The sequence below is a fragment of the Gaetbulibacter sp. NE genome (genome assembly GCF_025548475.1).
Lineage (GTDB): Bacteria > Bacteroidota > Bacteroidia > Flavobacteriales > Flavobacteriaceae > Gaetbulibacter_B > Gaetbulibacter_B jejuensis.
The window spans coordinates 15,879-33,961 of record NZ_JAOQHY010000003.1 but is presented as its reverse complement, the minus strand read 5'-3'; the positions used below and the strand labels follow the sequence as shown (position 1 = coordinate 33,961).

The following is an 18,083-nucleotide window of genomic DNA, read 5'->3' as shown; positions in this document are numbered from 1 at the left end:
GTATTGTAGTAACTTTATTCGCTTAACAAAGCTTTCAATCTTTTTTATTTAATCCGCTTACCTTGTGTGCTAAACGACAAGCCTTGTTGTCCCATAGTAGAAATCATTATAGCTTCAAATAAGGGTTCAGTAGCATTGTTTGGCGTTACCCAATCAAAAACAAAATTACCTCCTGTACCTCCACTTCTATCAGATTCTTTTATTACAATCTCCAATGTCTCCAACGGTTTTAAAAACACAGGAAAATCAATGTGTTTTTTTACCAAATCACCATGAGTATCATACAAATCTGCCGCTTTAAGATAAATAGTATCTATTCTACTCACATTTCGCATACTTATTGTAGCTGTAAGATTATGTGTTCTATGTTCGGTTAAACTATAAATCTGCGAGTAGACTGATAAGTAAGTACTTCCACTATTTTTTAATAATGAATCATTTACCGTTGTTGCTTTTCTTTCGTTCCAATTTACCGACTGTGGCAAATCATCTACATTATTTTTTGTTTCATTACACGAAAACAAAAAAAGAACCAAAACACAAATTACACTTATATAACGCATTATATTTTTTTTACTAAAATAAGATATAGCTAACAAAAAACCCCAAGTTAAACTTGAGGTTTTTTAAATTTTAATACTAAAAATGTTTTTTTAATCCTCAGGATGCATAAATGCTTGTTTTCCTAACAACTCTTCATCTGTTTCAACATGGTCGTCATCAGGCACACAGCAATCCACAGGACATACTGCTGCGCATTGTGGCTCTTCATGAAACCCTTTACACTCAGTACATTTATCTGGAACGATATAATAAATTTCATCACTAATAGGTTCTTGCGCCTCATCAGCATCTACTTGCTTTCCGTTTGGTAACACTACCGAACCAGATAAACTAGTTCCATCATTATATCTCCAATCGTCAGCACCTTCATAAATTGCTGTATTTGGGCATTCTGGTTCGCAAGCACCACAGTTTATGCATTCGTCTGTTATAATTATTGCCATAGGTTGTTCTTGGTTTTTTGAATTTTATTTAATCCATAAAATAAAACTCAGGTTCACTTTCATTTTTCTAACTTTGCACAACAAAAATAAAGCCAAAACAATTCATAACCAAACTAAGAATGAATTTAGAACAAAGAATTAATGCATTCGTAAAATTAGGCGAGTTTTTAAGTCAATTTACTACAGAAGGTTACTCAAAAAAAGACACTATTCCTCACAACGAATTATTTTTTGATGGCTTTAAACATCAAATTAAAATTTCCGAAGAGCAAAATGGTTGGTTTACTGAAAGTAATGTTTTATTTGCTTTAGAAGGCTGGAGTAAATCACTTGAAATAGAAAACATTAAAGAATGGGTTAAGAACTATAACTTTAACACAGTAAATCCTAAAAAAATAGCCATTATAATGGCAGGAAATATTCCTTTAGTTGGCTTTCATGATTTTTTATCTGTCTTAATGTCTGGTCATGATGTGTTGGTTAAGCAATCATCAAACGATAAGAGCTTGCTTCCTTTTTTAGCCAAATATATAGAGTATGTTGAACCTGATTTTAAAGGTAAAATTAGTTTTACAGAAGAAAAACTAAACAATTTTGACGCTGTAATAGCTACAGGAAGTGATAATACTGCACGCTATTTTGAATATTACTTTAAAGACAAACCTTCTATAATTAGAAAAAACAGAAATTCGGTTGCTATACTCACAGGAAATGAAACTGAAGAACAACTAGATAGTTTATCTGAAGATATTTTTAGATACTATGGCTTGGGTTGTAGGAGTGTTTCTAAGTTATTTGTACCAAAAGGTTATGATTTTGACAAGTTCTTTAAGGCAATGTATAAATGGAATCCTATTATCAATCAAGCTAAATACGCTAACAATTACGACTACAACAAAGCAGTGTATTTAATGAGCGAATTTGATATGCTTGAGAACGGGTTTTTAATGATTAAAGAAGATAAAAGCTACGCTTCGCCAATAGCAACTGTATTTTATGAATATTATGATAGTATTGACGCACTTAAAGAAATGCTAACTAAAGATTCTGACAAAATTCAATGTATTGTTTCTGATGGTATTTTTGAATCTGAAATTGCTTTTGGCAACACTCAAAAACCAAATCTTTGGGATTATGCAGATAATGTAGATACCATTGAATTTTTGTTAAAAATATAGTTGATAAATTATAGATTATTTAACGAGTTTTTTAATAGAATTTATCACCTTTGTCAAGACTACATTTAAACATTTACAAGAATGAAAAGACACAATTTTAGCGCAGGACCTTGCGTATTACCAAGAGAAGTTATTGAAAAATCTGCTCAAGCAGTTTTAGATTACGACAACGGTTTATCGCTAATAGAAATATCCCATCGTAGTAAAGCGTTTGTAGACGTTATGGAAAACGCCAGAGCATTAGCTCTTGAACTTTTAGGTCTAGAAGGTAAAGGCTACAAAGCATTATTTCTTCAAGGTGGAGCAAGTACTCAGTTTTTAATGGTTGCGCTTAATATGTTAGAAAAAAGAGCTGGTTACCTTAATACAGGTACTTGGAGTGCTAAAGCCATTAAAGAAGCTCAAATTTATGACGATATTTACGAAGTAGCGTCTTCTAAAGATGCTAACTATAACTATATCCCGAAAGGATATGATATCCCAACTGATTACGATTATTTTCACTGTACATCAAACAACACCATTTTTGGAACACAGATAAAAGAATTTCCTGATAGTCCAATACCTATGGTGTGTGACATGAGTAGTGATATTTTTTCTCGTCAACTAGATTTTTCAAAGTTTGACATTATATATGCAGGAGCTCAAAAAAATATGGGTCCAGCAGGTACTACTCTAGTTGTTGTTAAAGAAGATGTACTAGGAAAAGTATCTCGTAAAATCCCTTCAATGATGGATTATAAAGTGCATATTGATAAAAGCAGCATGTTTAATACACCTCCTGTTTTTGCAGTATACACATCAATGCTTACTCTAGAATGGTTAAAAAACCTAGGAGGTATTGAAGCTATTGAAAAAGAAAACGAGAAAAAAGCACAGTTAATTTATTCTGAAATTGACCTAAACCCACTCTTTAAAGGATTCGCTACAAAAGCAGACCGTTCAAACATGAATGCTACATTTACTCTTGAAAACGAAGACCTTAAAGAAACATTTGATACTATGGTAAAAGATGCAGGAATTAATGGTTTAAATGGCCATAGAAGTGTTGGTGGCTACAGAGCTTCAATGTATAATGCACTTCCATTAGAAAGTGTTGCTGTACTTGTTGAAGTTATGAGCGAATTAGAACGAAAAGCATAATTCAAAAGTCAGTAAACCAGTTGCAGTATGCAGTTGGTTTTACTCAAATTTTAAAAAATAATTAACCCTAAAAGTTTAAGCTAATTGTTTCATAGCTTTTAGCCAATAACTTTTAACTTTTAACTTAAATAATGAAAGTATTAGCAAACGATGGTGTTTCTCAAAGTGGTATTGATGCTTTAGAAAATGCAGGTTTTGAAGTAAACACTACAACAGTTGCTCAAGAGCAATTGGCAAATTATTTAAACGACAATCAAATAGATGTACTTTTAGTGCGTAGTGCAACTAAAGTTAGAAAAGACATTATCGACAATTGTCCAAATTTAAAAATCATTGGTCGTGGTGGTGTTGGTATGGATAATATTGATGTTGACTATGCTCGCAGCAAAGGCATTCACGTTATAAACACACCAGCAGCTTCTTCACATTCGGTTGCTGAACTTGTTTTTGCTCACCTATTAGGTCTTTCAAGATTTTTACATCAATCTAATAGAGATATGCCTTTAGAAGGTGATAGTAATTTTAAAGGTCTTAAGAAAAACTATTCTAAAGGAACTGAATTAAAAGGAAAAACAATAGGTGTAATTGGTTTTGGGCGAATTGGTCAAGCTACAGCAAAAGTAGCTTTAGGACTTGGTATGAAAGTACTTGCATTTGACCCTTTTATTGAAAAAACCGATTTAGAGTTAGAGTTTTTTGACGGTCAAAAATTAAGTTTTGAAATAAAAACCATTTCAAAAGAAGACGTTTTAAAACAATCAGATTTTATTACACTTCATGTACCTGCTCAAAAAGACTACGTTATTGACAAAGCTGAGTTTGACACTATGAAAGATGGTGTAATTATAGCTAATGCTGCTCGTGGTGGTGTCATTAATGAAGTTGCCTTGGTAGAAGCCATTACATCAGGTAAAGTTGCAAGTGCTGCGTTAGATGTTTTTGAAAAAGAACCTAAACCAGAAATTCAATTATTAATGAATCCTTCGTTATCGCTTACACCTCACACAGGAGCTGCAACAAACGAAGCACAAGATAGAATTGGAACCGAACTAGCCACTCAAATTATAGAGTTGCTAAAATAATAATGTGACCAAATCATTAAAAGTGAGTCCTAATTAATACAATTAGGACTTTTTTTGTAAATTGTATAGTCATTTTATTAACCAAATAACAATTAAAAATCATGTCAGGTATACTAGACTTATTAAACAGCGACCTAGGAAAAACTATCATTAGTGGAGTTTCTGGGCAAACCAATCAACCAGAAGACAAAACAAGCAGTGTATTAACAATGGCTTTGCCTGTTTTAATGCAAGCTATGAAACGAAATGCTTCTACTCCTCAAGGAGCTGAAGGGTTATTAGGCGCATTAAACAACTCTAAACACGATGGAAGTATCTTAGATAATCTTGGTGGATTATTTAGTGGTGGTGTTGACTCTAGTGTGCTAGACGATGGAAGCAAAATTTTAGGACATGTTCTTGGTAACAAACAACAAAATGTAACTAATACCTTAGGTGCTAAGTCTGGTATGGATGCTGCTTCTGTAGCACAAATACTTAAAGTAGCTGCTCCTATTTTAATGGGTGTTTTAGGTAAAGAAAGTAGACAAAGCAATGTATCTAGTCAATCTGGACTTGAAGGACTTTTAGGTGGTTTAATTAAAGGAAACTCTCCACAACAAGAACAAAGCTTTTTAGAATCGATACTTGATGCTGATGGCGACGGAAGTGTAATTGATGATGTTGCAGGAATGGTTCTTGGAGGAAACAAAAAGAAAAGTGGATTAGGAGGACTTCTAGGAGGCTTATTTGGAAACAAATAAATTTTTCTAAATCATAAATACTAAAAGCCAAACGAAATGTTTGGCTTTTTCTGTAGTGTTAAATGAGTTAAAAACCAATAATTTAAGGCATAATTTTTGTACCTTTAACAGAAACGTTAAGCTATGAAAGCCTTTGTTTACACAATACTGTTAGCCCTTTTTGTCTTTAGTTGCAATAGCACAAAAACTGTTACTGAAAATTCTACTCCTAAAACAATTTCAGAAGAAGACACAGTTAGAATAACTAATGATGAACTAGAGTATGAAATCATTATTATTGAACCAGGTTTTAATACTTGGTTACAAAGTGTTGCAAGACCTGAAGGCTACTATTCTCAAGATTTTTTAGAAAACAGAAACTTACAATACGTTATAGCTTGGAACCAACGTGTTATGCAGCCTCAACAATTCAATCCAGATCTTTACGCTATGCAAATTGACTATCAAAATGGAATTGATTATGGCTATGAGGTAAATTATAAACTGTACAACTACTTTATCTACTTCCAACTCACTTACAAGCAAAAATTAGCAGGCTTTGTTCCTAGAATTTAAACTATATTTGCATAGCAAAAATTGCTATGAAAAAATTTAAAGAAAACTGGGAAATACAACATAATTGGCAACTACTCTTTCCAATTATAGGAATTGTTGCTCTACTCTACTCCTCCTATAAACTTTCTTCATTGTTTGTGGATAACGTTTGGCTGATTGTTTTGGTAAGCATCCCTATTTTTTATGTATTGCTTAAGTTCTTTTTATTTCTTTTTAAAAAACTGGAAAAGAAATGGATATTACAATACAAGTGGGAAATGATTAGGGTTTTTATTGTATTTGCTATAACTGGATCAACTTCAGCATATATAGGTAAGCCTATTTTTTCATTGCTTGGAATTACTAAAGAAAACTTAAACCCTATAGTTTATTGGGTTTTATTTATTATCATTGGGCTCATTTTTTACCAGCTGCTTTTGGTGTTTTTTGGATGGCTCTTTGGTCAGTTCAATTTCTTTTGGGAATTTGAAAAAAAGATGCTTCGTAGGTTTGGTTTAAAACGGTTTATTGATTGATGCAGCAAACAAAACGACATATTTTTATAAAATTATCAGCACTTTTATTAGTGCTTGGGTTGTTTGCACCTGAAGCTGAAAAATTTGCACACGTATTCAATCATCATAAGCATGAAGTTTGTCATGGAGAAAGCGAAACTCACCTTCATACACTAGATGTAGATTGTAGTTTTTATAAATATAAGCTTAACAATTCCTACACCCTTCCTGAGTTTAATTTCGAAATTCCTGAAATAAAAGACAACCATGAAATAATAGTATCTCAATACTTCTTTTTAAGCGATTATCAACGCTTACATTTTTCTTTAAGAGGTCCTCCTTTTTATAGTTAACATACACGACTTCAATTTTGTCAAAAAACTATTTTGACAATAACATTAACTATAAAAAATTTTAAATGAAAACAATTTTTAATGTACTGCTTTTACTTGCAGTATCATCAATATATGCACAAAATAAAACACAAGGAACTGTAACTGACGTTAACTCTCAAGAAGCTATTGTTTATGCCAACATATACTTTCCGCAGTTAGAAAAGGGAGTAACAACCGATGAAAATGGAAAGTTTACCTTACAGAACATGCCAGAAGGCACTTTTAAAATAGTGGTTTCCTATATAGGTTATGAAACTTGGTCACAATCTATTACATTTCCAATTAACACTATTATTGTAGCATTAACCCCTTCTGTTATCGAAATGGAAGAAGTTATAGTATCAACACCATTTCATAAACTTCAAAGTGAAAATGTAATGAAAGTGGAACACCAAAATGTGTCTGCTTTAAAGAGTAAAGGAGCAGTAACCCTTGCCGAAGGAATTACAGATATTCCTGGTGTTGAAAGTGTAACTACAGGTTTAGGAATTGGAAAACCTGTTATTAGAGGTCTTAGCTCTAATAGAGTTTTGGTTTACACTCAAGGTGTTAGATTAGAAAATCAGCAATTTGGTAGCGAACACGGTTTAGGTCTCAACGATGCTGGAATTGAAAGTGTCGAGGTTATTAAAGGTCCTGCATCACTACTCTATGGTAGTGATGCTCTTGGTGGAGTTTTATATTTAAACCCTGAAAAGTTTGCAAATCAAAACTCATCAAAAGCTGATATTAGAGCCAATTACTATAGCAATACAAAAGGCTACAACACAAACGCTGGATACAAAGCATCTGGAGATAAGTTTAAATTTTTGTTCAGAGGAAGTCTTACCGAACATTCCGATTATGAAACAAATGAATATAGAGTTACCAATACACGTTTTAGAGAACAAGATTTTAAAGCAGGTTTAGGTTATCAATCTACTAAATTCAAAACAGATTTTAGATACAATGTCAATCATGCTAAAATTGGTATTCCTGAAGAAGTTGGTCATCAATCAACCAACAAAACACCATTGCTTCCTTATCAGGATATTACCAATCATGTTCTTAGTTCAAAATCTACAGTGTTTTTTAATAATTCTAATCTTGAATTTAATTTGGGGTATATCTATAATGACAGACAAGAATTTGAAGACGAACATCATCATGACGAAGATGAACACGAAGAAGACCATGAGGATGAGGATCACGACCATGAAGATGAACACGAAGATCATGATGAGCATGAACTTACCCATCCTGCTTTACGTATGAAACTAAAAACCTTTAATTATGATGTAAAGTACCACTTACCTAAATATGGTAAATTTGAAACTATAGTTGGTGTACAAGGTATGCATCAAACCAATGCTAATTATGGTGAAGAAGTGCTCATACCTGATGCAACTACAAATGATATTGGTGTTTTAGCAACATCACATATTCATTTTGAAAAAGCCGATATACAACTAGGTGCTAGATTTGACAACAGAGATATAAGTATAGATGCTGTTGAATCAAAAAGTTTTAATAGTTTCAATGGAGCTATAGGTGTTAAAACCAACATAGCAACCAATGTAACTGCCAGAGTTAACTTAGCAACAGGATTCAGAGCGCCTAATTTAGCTGAATTAACTTCAGATGGTGTACATCATGGCTCAAATAGATATGAAGTTGGAAATATTAATTTAGATAACGAGCAAAACTTTCAAGCAGATGTTAATCTAGAGTATAAAAGTGAACATTTTGAGATATTTGCTAACGGTTTTTATAATAGCATTAGTAATTATATATTTTTAACTCCTGATGGAACTATAATTGATGAAACTCCTGTATTTAACTACGTACAAGATGACGCTAAACTATATGGAGGTGAATTTGGGCTTCACTTACATCCACATCCATTAGACTGGTTACACTTTGAGAGTAGTTTTGAAACTGTAACAGGGAAACAAGACAATGGTGATTATCTTCCTTTAATTCCTGCAAACAACCTTAATAACACCATACGCATTGAGTATGACACAAACTGGTTGAAACATGGATTTGCCTTTGTGAAGTTACGCTCAACATTTGCTCAAAATAATGTAAGCACTTTTGAGACTTCTACTGATTCTTATAGTTTGTTAAGCGCTGGACTTGGTGGCACTATTAAATTAATGAACAATGACTTGATGGTTTCAGTTTCTGCAACAAACATTACTGACAAAAAGTATATTAATCACTTGTCTAGATTAAAACCTGATGGAATTTATAACATGGGAAGGAATATAAGCTTAGGGCTTACCTATTACTTGTAATAAAAAAAGCGTTCAAAATGAACGCTTTTTTTTTATTTAATTTCTATAACTGTTTCTTTCTCTTTACTAAATACATAGGTATAAAACCACATAATTGTAAAAGTTGGTATAATATCTAGTCCTGGTATAATCTCTTCTATAAAAGATATAACACCAGCAACCTTACCTTTGTTTCCACTATACATTTTAGCCATCAAAACCCCTGAAAGTGGTGCCCAAATAATATCTATAATGGTAATAAAACCAATAGCATCAAAAAGAATACTTAATGCTAATTTTTTGTATTTGCTTAATCCTTCTAAACTCATAATTTATAATGTGTTGTTATACTTTATATTATAACAAGAAACATACCAAAATAGTATTATGACAATTTTTCGCTTATGAGCTTTAAAAACTCATTTCGTGTTTCAATTTTTTCAAATTGACCTCTAAACCCTGATGTTGTTGTTACAGAGTTTTGCTTTTGCACACCACGCATCATCATACACATATGAGAGGCTTCAATTACAACAGCTACTCCTTGTGGTTTTAAAGTATCGTTAATACAGTCTAATATTTGCTCTGTTAAGCGCTCTTGTACTTGTAATCGTCGTGCAAAAACATCTACAATTCTTGGTATTTTGCTAAGCCCTACAATTTGTCCGTTTGGTATATAGGCAATATGCGCTTTCCCGAAAAATGGTAACATGTGGTGTTCGCATAACGAGTATAGTTCAATGTCTTTTACAATTACCATTTCGTTGTAAGACTCTTTAAACATTGCACTTTTAAGAATCTCCGCTGCATCTTGATGATAGCCTTGTGTTAAAAATTTCATCGCTTTTGAAGCGCGCTCAGGCGTTTTGAGCAAACCTTCTCTTTCCACATCTTCGCCTATATCTTTAATTATGTCTTTAAAGCGATTTTTAGTGTCGTCTGTGATATTAATATTATACTCTTCAAATTTGTTATAAGGCATATTCAATTTTTTTTTTGATACATAAAAATACGTAAAATTCAATTGAAACCCTAGTAGCACAAAAAGCTCATTTAACTTTTATTTAAGAGAAAAAACGGTTTCAACTAATAGATTTGTATCACTAACTGTAACAAATTAAATTAATTAATATCTTTCTTTTAGAAATTAATTAAATCATCAATCATTAAAATGTTTTTCCGCTTAACTATCTTTCTCTCTGTGCTTTTTTGTTTTTCTACAATTAAAGCTCAGGATAAAAAAACCTTAACTATTACCAGAACAACTACACCTCCTAAAATTGACGGAGTATTAAATGATGCTGTTTGGCAAAATGCTGATGAAGCAAAAGACTTTACTCAATTTAGACCTGAAATGGGTGTTCCTGAAACCGATTATCAAAAAACGGTTGTGAAAATTACTTATGACGACGATGCTATATATGTTGGTGCATATCTCTATGATAAGCCAGAGGAAATCATGAAGCAGTTTAACAGCAGAGATAATTTTGGTCAACAAGATTTTTTTGGCGTTATCTTCAACCCTAACAACGACGCTCAAAACGATACTGAGTTTTTTATTTTTCCGTCAGGAAATCAAGCAGATGCTATTGCTTCACCTAGTATTGGGGAAGATTTTGGTTGGAATGCTGTTTGGGAAAGCGCTGTGAAAATTGTAGATGATGGTTGGGTTGTTGAAATGAAAATTCCATACTTTAATTTACGATTTTCAAACCAAGATGTTCAAACTTGGGGATTACAATTCCATAGACATTTTAGAACTACTAGAGCGCAATATTCGTGGAATCCAATAGACAGAACCAAAGGTAACATAGGATTATATCATGGTGAATTAAAAGGCATTGAAAATATTGAGCCTCCTGTAAGGCTTAGCTTCTACCCTTTTACTTCAGGGCTTTTAAACACTTATGATGGTGAAACCGATACTGATTTTAACTTAGGCTTAGACATCAAATACGGAATTACCGAAAACTTTACGTTAGACATGACTTTAATACCTGATTTTAGTCAAGCAGGATTTGATAATTTGGTACTAAACCTTGGACCTTTTGAGCAAACCTTTTCTGAACAACGCCAGTTTTTCACCGAAGGTGTTGATTTGTTTAATAAAGGTAATTTATTTTTCTCAAGACGTGTAGGTAGTAGACCAACAGGTAATGTTGAACTTAATGAAAATGAGGAAATTATTGATCGTCCTAACACAGTTAAAGTACTTAATGCTGCTAAAGTTTCTGGTCGAACTAAAAAAGGATTAGGAATTGGTGTTTTTAATGCTATTACCGAAAAAACCAAAGCTAAAATTAGAGATAATGAAACTGGTGAAGTAAGAGAAGAAGTTGTTGAACCTCTTGCTAACTATAACATTTTGGTACTTGACCAACAATTTAATCAAAACTCATCAGTAAGTTTAATTAACACCAACGTAACTAGAGATGGTAATTTTAGAGATGCCAATGTTACTGGTTTACTGTTTGATATTTCAAACAAACGAAATACTTATAATCTTTATGGTGAAGCTAAAATGAGTAATCTAAACTTAGCTGACGGAAACCAAACTGGTTACAGCACTTTCTTTTTTGCAGGAAAATCACATGGAAAATTAAGATACAGCTTTGACCATAGTTATGCTGACACCAAGTACGACATTAACGATTTAGGATTTATCTCAAGAAACAATTACAACAACTTTGGTGTGGACCTTACCTATCGAATTTTTGAACCTACCAAAAAGCTTAACAACTACTTTATTGGTACTTATGTTAATTATACACGTTTAGCTAATCCTGGAGAGTACACAGGAAGCAGCTTTGGCGTAAACTTTGACGCAGTAACTAAAACCCTTCACAACTTTGGTGGAAACATAAATTTCCAAGTTGGTAAACAGTTTGATTACTTTGAACCACGTGTTGAAGGACGTTATTTTATCTATGAAAACCGAATAAACTCAAACGTTTGGATTTCTTCAAATTACAACAACACCTTTGCTATAGATGCTAATCTTGGTGGAGCAACTTATTTTGAAGATAATAGAGACACTAACGAATATTGGTTTGGGTTAAACCCAAGAGTACGATTTAATGATAAATTTTTAGTAGTGTATTCTTTTGACTACAATAAAATTTTCAAGGATAGAGGATTTACAACGCTTTCAGATGATAATATCATTTTTGGAGAAAGAGACCGAAAAATATTGGTAAACAGTATTTCTGGGACTTATAACTTTAACTCCTTCCACTCTTTAGGTTTAACGTTTAGAAACTATTGGTCAACCGTTATTTATCAAGATGAATTATTCACGTTAAGAGATAATGGCAGACTTACAAAAGACTCAGGCTTTACGGTTGGTGATTTAGAAAACAACCCAAATATCAATTTCAGCACATGGAATTTGGATTTAAATTACTCATGGCAATTTGCTCCTGGAAGTTTCCTAACTGCGTTATACAGAAATCAATTATTTAACTCTGACACTGCAGCTACTGAGACTTACAGACAAAGCTTGGACAGACTTTTTGACCAACCTATCCAACATACATTTTCATTACGTTTACAGTACTTTATAAATTACAGCGATTTAAAAAATGTATTTAAGAAGAAAAACAAAACTAACTCTTAAATTGTGCATCACATCTTAAAATAGTATGTTTACGTTATTATTTTCTATAGCATGATTAAAGCCAAAAACATTCATAAACACTATAATGATTTACACGTTTTAAAAGGTGTTGATATCACAATTTCCAAAGGTGAAGTAGTCTCTATAGTTGGTGCTTCTGGTGCTGGAAAAACCACTTTACTGCAAATACTTGGTACTTTAGACAAAGCCAGTAGCAACAATGAAAGTCAGTTATTGATTAACGACGTTGATGTATTGCAATTAAAAGATAAGGCTTTAGCTAAATTTAGAAATGAGCATATTGGGTTTATCTTTCAATTTCATCAATTGTTACCTGAATTTACAGCTTTAGAAAATGTGTGCCTACCAGCTTTTATAAAAAATACTCCTAAAGCTGAAGCCGAAAAACGAGCTAAAGAATTATTGGATTTTTTAGGACTTAAAGAGCGCTACAATCATAAACCTAACGAACTTTCAGGTGGTGAGCAACAACGTGTTGCAGTAGCTAGAGCTTTGATAAATAATCCTAGATTAATCTTTGCCGATGAACCTTCAGGAAACCTTGATAGCGAAAGTGCTGAAAACCTTCACAACCTATTTTTTAAACTTAGAGATGAGTTTGGTCAAACCTTTGTAATTGTTACCCACAACGAGGAACTCGCTAATATGGCTGACCGCAAACTTACTATGGTTGATGGGAAGATTGTAAAATAACTACCTCCTACAACGCAACCAAATTAGCAATTCAGCATCTTAAGAGAAATGATTGCTATGATTAAAAAAATTACATTTTCTTTTCTGTTTTTTTGTTTACTTGAAGTTTTAGTCGTTTCATGTTGTGAAGAAGAATACAATCTTTATTTAACAAGCATAAACTTTACCGTTGAAGATAATGCTGACTTTGACATTACCACAATAAAATATGAAGATTTACAGCTAAACTTGTTTCTTACTTATGAAACAGAGCTTACTTACTTAAAAAAAGAATTATCAAGACTATCCAACAAAGCTTATGCTACAAGTTGTGATGAAACCTACATTGTCAGAAATAAAGCAACTCAAGTTGAAATTACTTCTGACGCTACTTTTCAAAATATAGAGGCAGGAAATTCATTAAATGAATTTTTCTATCTAAACCACAATGAAACACTTAAAGCGGTAGATAGTGTTTTGGATTACATAAATCAAGACACTTACTACTATGGCGATTTTTATCAATTCGTTTTAGCTAATCCCATTAATGAAGATGTTAGTGCGTCATTCAAAATTAGTATTTCCTTAGAAAATGGAGAACTTATTGAACGCTCAACAGTAACTACAACTATTACTGCTGAATAACATTAAATACATTTCAAAACTGTTTTAATGATTACTTTTGCACTTTATCACCAATACAGTAAAAGTGAAATTCATTAATAAATCAGAGCTTAAAGAGTTTTTAGATAGTAAAGTTGAACAATATAATAACCCTAAGTTTATTGAAAGCGACCCAATACAAATACCACATCGCTATTCAAAAAAGGAAGATATTGAAATTGCAGCATTTTTAACGGCTACCATTGCTTGGGGAAACCGAAAAAGCATTATCAACAATGCATCTAAAATGATGAACTTACTAGATAACTCACCTTATGATTTTGTATTGAACCATACAGAAAAAGACCTAGAACCTTTACTACAATTTGTGCATCGTACATTTAATGGAACCGATTTAATCACCTTTGTAAAAGCACTAAAGCACATTTATAATAATCATGGTGGATTAGAAACTATATTTAGCAAAACTGCTAAAAATGAGTCGCTACAAACAGCAATAAGCCAATTTAAAACTCACTTTTTTGAAATTGAACATTTAGCAAGAACTCAAAAACACGTTAGTGATCCTTTAAAAAATTCAGCTGCAAAACGAATCAACATGTATTTACGTTGGATGGTTAGAAATGATAATACTGGAGTAGATTTTGGGATTTGGAATAACATTTCACCTAGTCAACTCTCCTGTCCTTTAGACGTACACTCAGGAAATGTAGCTAGAAAATTAGGGCTTTTAACACGTAAACAAAATGATGCAAAAGCATTGTTTGAACTTGATACTAACTTAAGGGAATTAGACCCTAAAGACCCAGTAAAATACGATTTTGCACTTTTTGGGCTTGGGGTATTTGAAAGCTTTTAATTTTATATATTTGCTCCATATTACCCTAATTTAACTAACCAAAAAAATGAAGCACTCTTTTAGATTGAAAAAATCTCAAATAAAGACTGTTTTTTTTGAGAAATTGGATATAAAATCGGTTTCTATTGAAAATAAGTCTGATGTTGAGAATGCAATCACAAACATTTTAGTTTTTAACGACCTTGACAGTTATCTCAATCCGATAGACTGTAATTACAATTTTATCAATACTATGGTAAGTTTTCAATTAGAACTTAATCCTGAAAGAGATAAAAAAGACTTTTTTAAAACTATTAAAAAGTTTACTGAGTTCATTGAAGACACAACAGAAAACAAAAAAGCGAATTAAAAAATTTTAATTCGCTTTTCTATTTTTATATGTGTTTACTTACAAAGTATCACTTTGGTTTAACCAAGCATTTCTTAGTTTTACCTGAGACTTGGTAGCCTCTAAGTTTTCTACTATTGTTTTAATTTTTGTAAATGCTGGAGTTAGTTTAGTTTTAATAACTTTTTCTTCTCCATTTCTTAACAATTTTACTTCAATTTCGTCTCCTTCTTTCCATCTAAACATTTGTCCCATAACCATTCTAAGATTGTTAAGTTTAACCTCAGTTCCATTAACCGAAGTAATAATGTCATTTTCTCTTACACCTTGCGATTCCCAAAAAGTATTTTCTGATACGTTACTAGAAAAGAACACGTAATCGTCTTCTTCATTGGCATCAAAAACAAAGCCCATTCCTGATTGTACATAATTGGTTTCTGTTTGTGTTAACTCATATATTAAACCTACTTTTTCAAAAAACGCACCATAGTCAATTGGCACACCTTCAACCACATGTGTTTGTAAAAATTCCCCAATTGATGGATAGGTCATTTTAGTAATTTCTTCAATAATAGTATCATCATCAAACGGTTTATGCACTCCATATTTAGCCGAAAGTTCTTTCATTAAAGACAACATACTTCTGTTTCCATTACTTTCTTCTCGCATTAAAATATCAATACACATCCCTATTAAAGCGCCTTTTTGATAAACGTTAGTATAGTTTTTAGCATAAGGTTCTTCAATAACATTCTCACTCATTTCAGTGAAACTCATGCTGTCGTCATAATATTTTGATCTTGTTATTTGATTTTGAATTGTCCTGTAGTATTCCTCAGGAGTTACTAATCCTTCATACACTTGAAAGTGTTGTGCAAAAAACTCTGTTACACCTTCGTACATCCATAAATGTTTTGAAAATGTTGGATCATTATAATCAAAATAATGCACGTCTTCAGAATGCACTGAAAGTGGTGTTACGATATGAAAAAACTCATGCGACACCACGTCAACCATAGATTTTGCCAAATATTCTGCTGAAGCCCATTCGCGTAAAACCACAACTGTTGAAGTATGATGCTCTAGAGCTCCAAACCCTTTAGGTGCTTTATCTGAACCATCAGATAGGTATAAATAAATATCATAACGTGCTGTACTGTTAATGTCTCCCAAGTAGTTCTTTTGGGCTTCCATCATAGTAAACATCGTTTCTTTTAAACTTGCAGCAGTGTGTTTTTTGTTTGGAGAATAAACGCTAAGTACAATTTTAATATCACCTACCATAAACTCCTCTACATCAAGTTTCCCATACATCATTGGATTATCAGTAATATCAAAATATCGTGGAGCAAAATAGCTTGTCGTTATTTTAGTGCCATCGCTACTATATTTTATTCCTACATTTTGTAATGCCGAAGTACGCTCAAAAGTTGCAGGTGCAGTAACATCTAAATTGTATTGTGCGTTTTTTAAACTATCAAAATACCCAATAAAACCATGCAAATTCAGGACATAATTATCTGGCTCAATATTTGTTCCTTGTGGCGAAAACAAGCTAGGATAATTAGGATCACTTTCAACATCATAGCTATCATTCACCCAATAAGTGATAACGTCAAGTTGTTGTGCGTTGGTAATAACCCAAGAATTTTCATCTATCTTTTTAGAAGGCAACACATTACCATCGTAATCTTTTGCTACAAAATCATCAATAAAAGCCCCAAAATTACTTATATCATAAGTACCTTGGACTATTTTTGGTAATCTATAAATTACTGAATCTTGAGTAAAACGTCCTGGATTTATAGTTACAGGTAATTTATCGTTATTAACAGCTGTAATGTCTATAGACGTATTAATTGGGTTGCTTACTGCTAAATCATCAACTGACTTAGATGCAGAACCACAAGAAGTTAACAAAACGCTAATCCCAATTAGGGCAAGTATATTCTTCATGCTATTATTTTCTTTTAAGGGTCAACAAATTTAGGATTATGTTACATTTTTGCGAGCCAATATTTTGTTAAAATGATGAATTACTATCTTAGCAGCATGCCTAAACCTTTGATAAGTATTTTTACGCCTTTTAAAAACACAGCAGCCTTTTTACCTGACTGCATAAACTCTATTATTAATCAGAGTTATACACACTGGGAACTCTTGATAATTGACGATCACTCAACCGATAATAGCTTTGAAATTGTTAACGCTTTTTCGCAGCAAGATCCTAGAATAAAACTATTTACAAATTCTGGAAGTGGTATTATTGATGCATTACAACTAGCTTTTAAAGAAAGTAAAGGGACTTATGTAACTAGAATGGATAGTGACGATATTATGCATATAGACCGATTACAACTCATGCTCAATAGCTTATTGGATTATGGTAAAAAACATGTAGCTGTTGGCAAGGTTAAGTATTTTAGTGATGTAGGAATTAGCGATGGTTATGCACGTTATGAAACTTGGCTGAATAACCTTACAGAAACTGGCAGTAACTATTCTGAAATCTATAAAGAATGTGTCATTCCTTCACCTTGTTGGTTAATTCACAGAGAAGATTTTATTGCTTGTGATGCTTTTAACCCAAATAGATATCCTGAAGACTACGATTTAACCTTTAGGTTTTACAAGCATAATTACAAGTGTATTCCTTGTGATACAGTATTGCATCATTGGAGAGACTACAGTTATCGCAGCTCACGAACTCACGAGCATTATGCCGAAAACACATTTTTAGAGTTAAAACTTCATTATTTTTTAGAGCTAGATTACAATTCTAATAGAACACTTACTGTTTGGGGAGCAGGTGCAAAAGGAAAAAGCATTGCCAAACAACTTAAAGCGAAACAAATACCTTTTGTTTGGATTTGCGACAACCCTAAAAAAATAGGCAAAAGCATTTATAGTATTAAACTGCATAACTTTGTACATTTAAAACAGTTACACCAACCACAAAGTATTGTTACAGTTGCCAATGAGCAAGCACAACAAGAGATTACATCTTATTTTAAACAACAACAAATGAAACCAATGATTGATTATTTTTTCTTTTGCTAGATTTCAATTACCAGACAAAACGTTAAATTTCTCAAAACCCAACCGCAA

The 18,083-nt window shown here is 32.4% G+C and carries 19 protein-coding genes; 14 read left to right on the top strand and 5 right to left on the bottom strand.

Translation table 11 applies throughout. The annotated features are described in order from the left end of the window. Positions 1–44: 44 nt before the first annotated feature. On the bottom strand, positions 45–563 hold the full coding sequence (locus OD803_RS06085) for a DUF3124 domain-containing protein (protein WP_262732747.1): 519 nt from the start codon (positions 561–563) through the stop codon (positions 45–47). 90 nt (positions 564–653) lie between these two features. Continuing rightward, positions 654–1,007, bottom strand: a complete 354-nt coding sequence (locus tag OD803_RS06080) for a 4Fe-4S dicluster domain-containing protein (RefSeq protein ID WP_129760141.1) — start codon at positions 1,005–1,007, stop codon at positions 654–656. A 119-nt stretch (positions 1,008–1,126) separates the two neighbouring features. On the opposite strand from OD803_RS06080, the gene OD803_RS06075 reads away from it, so the two are divergent. The 8 genes from OD803_RS06075 (at position 1,127) to OD803_RS06040 (ending at position 8,876) form a co-directional block, all read left to right on the top strand. Continuing rightward, positions 1,127–2,185 carry an acyl-CoA reductase gene (locus tag OD803_RS06075; RefSeq protein WP_262732746.1) on the top strand — a complete coding sequence of 353 codons (1,059 nt, stop codon included), beginning with the start codon at positions 1,127–1,129 and terminating at the stop codon, positions 2,183–2,185. An 81-nt stretch (positions 2,186–2,266) separates the two neighbouring features. Beyond that, entirely contained in the window at positions 2,267–3,328 is a 1,062-nt protein-coding gene (gene serC, locus OD803_RS06070) for a 3-phosphoserine/phosphohydroxythreonine transaminase (RefSeq protein WP_262732745.1), read from the top strand. A 131-nt stretch (positions 3,329–3,459) separates the two neighbouring features. After that, the gene (locus OD803_RS06065) at positions 3,460–4,410 is read left to right on the top strand and encodes a D-2-hydroxyacid dehydrogenase (RefSeq protein WP_262732744.1); all 951 of its coding nucleotides are present in this window, start codon (positions 3,460–3,462) and stop codon (positions 4,408–4,410) included. Between the two features lie 101 nt (positions 4,411–4,511). Beyond that, on the top strand, positions 4,512–5,153 hold the full coding sequence (locus tag OD803_RS06060) for a DUF937 domain-containing protein (protein WP_129760145.1): 642 nt from the start codon (positions 4,512–4,514) through the stop codon (positions 5,151–5,153). Positions 5,154–5,276: 123 nt separating this feature from the next. After that, entirely contained in the window at positions 5,277–5,708 is a 432-nt protein-coding gene (locus OD803_RS06055; protein WP_131506804.1) for a DUF6146 family protein, read from the top strand. Positions 5,709–5,734: 26 nt separating this feature from the next. Beyond that, a complete protein-coding gene (locus OD803_RS06050; RefSeq protein WP_262732742.1) occupies positions 5,735–6,223 on the top strand; it encodes a DUF6787 family protein in 489 nt (162 codons plus the stop codon). Beyond that, complete coding sequence (locus tag OD803_RS06045) at positions 6,223–6,555, top strand: hypothetical protein (protein WP_262732741.1); 333 nt, start codon at positions 6,223–6,225, stop codon at positions 6,553–6,555. The genes OD803_RS06050 and OD803_RS06045 overlap by 1 nt, the downstream gene beginning before the upstream one ends. A 65-nt stretch (positions 6,556–6,620) precedes the next feature. Continuing rightward, the gene (locus tag OD803_RS06040) at positions 6,621–8,876 is read left to right on the top strand and encodes a TonB-dependent receptor (protein WP_262732739.1); all 2,256 of its coding nucleotides are present in this window, start codon (positions 6,621–6,623) and stop codon (positions 8,874–8,876) included. Positions 8,877–8,908: 32 nt separating this feature from the next. Here the strand turns inward: OD803_RS06040 and OD803_RS06035 are convergent, their stop codons facing one another. Together OD803_RS06035 and folE are read right to left on the bottom strand one after the other, a co-directional pair. Further along, a complete protein-coding gene (locus OD803_RS06035; RefSeq protein ID WP_262732738.1) occupies positions 8,909–9,184 on the bottom strand; it encodes a hypothetical protein in 276 nt (91 codons plus the stop codon). A gap of 56 nt (positions 9,185–9,240) precedes the next feature. Further along, on the bottom strand, positions 9,241–9,837 hold the full coding sequence (gene folE, locus OD803_RS06030) for a GTP cyclohydrolase I FolE (protein ID WP_131506811.1): 597 nt from the start codon (positions 9,835–9,837) through the stop codon (positions 9,241–9,243). A 189-nt stretch (positions 9,838–10,026) separates the two neighbouring features. On the opposite strand from folE, the gene OD803_RS06025 reads away from it, so the two are divergent. The 5 genes from OD803_RS06025 (at position 10,027) to OD803_RS06005 (ending at position 14,996) form a co-directional block, all read left to right on the top strand. Continuing rightward, positions 10,027–12,471 carry a carbohydrate binding family 9 domain-containing protein gene (locus OD803_RS06025; protein ID WP_262732736.1) on the top strand — a complete coding sequence of 815 codons (2,445 nt, stop codon included), beginning with the start codon at positions 10,027–10,029 and terminating at the stop codon, positions 12,469–12,471. 51 nt (positions 12,472–12,522) lie between these two features. After that, positions 12,523–13,185, top strand: coding sequence for an ABC transporter ATP-binding protein (locus OD803_RS06020; protein WP_262732735.1), 663 nt, complete (start codon positions 12,523–12,525; stop codon positions 13,183–13,185). Between the two features lie 57 nt (positions 13,186–13,242). After that, a complete protein-coding gene (locus OD803_RS06015; RefSeq protein ID WP_262732734.1) occupies positions 13,243–13,809 on the top strand; it encodes a hypothetical protein in 567 nt (188 codons plus the stop codon). A 73-nt stretch (positions 13,810–13,882) separates the two neighbouring features. Continuing rightward, positions 13,883–14,647, top strand: coding sequence for a TIGR02757 family protein (locus OD803_RS06010; RefSeq protein WP_262732876.1), 765 nt, complete (start codon positions 13,883–13,885; stop codon positions 14,645–14,647). A 46-nt stretch (positions 14,648–14,693) separates the two neighbouring features. Further along, positions 14,694–14,996, top strand: a complete 303-nt coding sequence (locus OD803_RS06005; RefSeq protein ID WP_129760155.1) for a hypothetical protein — start codon at positions 14,694–14,696, stop codon at positions 14,994–14,996. A gap of 39 nt (positions 14,997–15,035) precedes the next feature. Here the strand turns inward: OD803_RS06005 and OD803_RS06000 are convergent, their stop codons facing one another. Continuing rightward, complete coding sequence (locus OD803_RS06000; protein ID WP_262732733.1) at positions 15,036–16,931, bottom strand: M61 family metallopeptidase; 1,896 nt, start codon at positions 16,929–16,931, stop codon at positions 15,036–15,038. Positions 16,932–17,027: 96 nt separating this feature from the next. On the opposite strand from OD803_RS06000, the gene OD803_RS05995 reads away from it, so the two are divergent. Next, a complete protein-coding gene (locus OD803_RS05995) occupies positions 17,028–18,035 on the top strand; it encodes a glycosyltransferase family 2 protein (protein ID WP_442899858.1) in 1,008 nt (335 codons plus the stop codon). Positions 18,036–18,083: the final 48 nt, after the last annotated feature.